This is a genomic window from Streptomyces sp. NPDC059355, assembly GCF_042752335.1.
GTDB lineage: Bacteria > Actinomycetota > Actinomycetes > Streptomycetales > Streptomycetaceae > Streptomyces.
Window position 1 is genome coordinate 1 of sequence record NZ_JBHYXN010000104.1, and the last position, 1739, is coordinate 1739.

Genomic DNA, 1739 nt, shown 5'->3' on the forward strand with positions numbered 1-1739 from the left:
TCCCTGTACGGGGCGCCCTTCTCCAGCAACCTATTGGCCTCGTCGATGATCTGGTAGATCAGCGGGTCGGGCCGGTCCCGCAGGAACTTGGAGCGGCCCAGGCGGGCGTAGCGCTCCTGGCGGTCCATCATGGTCAGCCACGTCGTGCGCAGCTGCGCCATCGTGCCTTCCTGCGTGGTGACCCGCCAGGCCACGTTTCCGTCCAGACCGGGGCCGGCCTGCCCGAACGCTTCCGGTGCGGACTGGCCGCCCTTGAGGTCGGCGTACAGGACAGCGATCCCGGACCGCTTCATCGCGGCGAGGATGATCTGCCCGGCAGTTGACTTGCCCGCGCCGGTGGTGCCGAACAGCAGCAGGCGCTGCGCCGAGCCGGAGGCCGGGTCGTACAGGCGGAGCAGGGAGGGCCGGCCGTTGTGGTAGCGGCCGATCCAGATCCGGCCGCGGGCGTCCATGACCAGCATCTGCGGGTCGGCGAGGATGACGCGGGCCAGCGGGTCGTGCGGGTAGATGGTGACCAGGGCCTTGGTGCCCGTGATGCTGGTCTCCACCGCGAGCCGGTTGACGTCCGCGATGTGCAGGGCCGCGGCGAGGCGCTGCGGGTGGTAGGTGATGATGTCGCCGGACTCGGCCGCTTCGACGGTCAGCTCGTAGATCCGGCTCATGCGGGGAGCTCCTTGGTCTCCTCGTCGGGGATGTCGACGGTGCGGATCGCGGTGATGACGGTGGAGGGCATGCCCTTGGGGGCGATGAGCTTCTCCCAGGCCGTGTAGATGTCCAGGACCGCCTCGGGGGCCTGGCCGACGGTCAGCCGCCGGACCCCGGCGCCGTGGCGGGGCACCGGGGTGATGGCGATCTCGTCCTCCGGCCAGTTGATGGCCGCGGACAGCTCCAGCAGGTCGATCTTCGGGACCGGCTTGCCGGGCAGCGTGGAGCGGATGACGGCCGTCATCGAGCTCTCACCAGTGCGTTCGATCTGCTCCAGCACCGTGTTCGCGGCGGCGCCACCCTCGATGGCGACGTGCTGCGCCCAGTACGCGGCCATCGGATGCTGCGGCCCGACCTGGACGTCTTCCTGGACCAGGAGCTCGCGGGTCTGCTCAATCACCTCCGGGGTCAGCGACTTCTCCCGGCCGACCAGGACGCGGGCCACACGGGCCGGACGCACGTACAGAACGGCTGCGGTCCAGCCGGCGTCGGCGAGGAGCTCCCAGTACCAGTCGATGCCCGGGATGATCCGCTGCGCAGTGAGCAGGACGGCCATCGAGACGGAGGGGGCCATGTAGAGGCCCATCGCGGTGTTGCCCGTCGCGTCGCGGCGCAGGGTGAGCGACCAGGCGGCGCCCCAGCCGGCGCAGCCGAGGGCGGCCAGGACGGAGACTTCGACAGCCCGAACAGTGGGGCGAGCTGGCGCATCGTCAAGTTCGTGCGCCAGTAGGCCGCGACCAGCAGTGCCCGGTGCACCCCCTCCAGCAGCGCTGACCCGCAGCCCGCCACAGAACCCGAGAGGCACCCGGATGAAGCTGGACAAGAAGTGTGCAGCATGGCGGCGAGGGCGTCGGTCGCGCCGTCCAGCAGCATGATGACGAAGGAGATCCCGGCGAGTCCGAGGAGCGCCTTGAGCCAGTTGGCCATGCCGCTCCAGCCGAGCGCCGGGGCCTGGCGCAGGTCCTCCCAGCGGTCGTGCAGAACGCGCCTTGTGGCGGTTGGTCTTCCACCAGGTCGGGGCCGGGAGCTCGGTG

The 1739-nt window shown here is 70.4% G+C and carries 1 protein-coding gene and 2 pseudogenes; all 3 read right to left on the reverse strand.

What is annotated here, in order from left to right; genetic code table 11:
* Positions 1-662, reverse strand: a pseudogene (locus ACFXGI_RS38625) (hypothetical protein); the annotation flags it as partial.
* Positions 659-1291, reverse strand: a complete 633-nt coding sequence (locus ACFXGI_RS38630) for a hypothetical protein (RefSeq protein ID WP_384717746.1) — start codon at positions 1289-1291, stop codon at positions 659-661. The pseudogene ACFXGI_RS38625 and the gene ACFXGI_RS38630, both read right to left, overlap by 4 nt.
* Positions 1292-1374: 83 nt before the next feature.
* Positions 1375-1455 (reverse strand): annotated as a pseudogene (locus ACFXGI_RS38635) (transposase family protein); the annotation flags it as partial.
* Positions 1456-1739 lie beyond the last annotated feature (284 nt).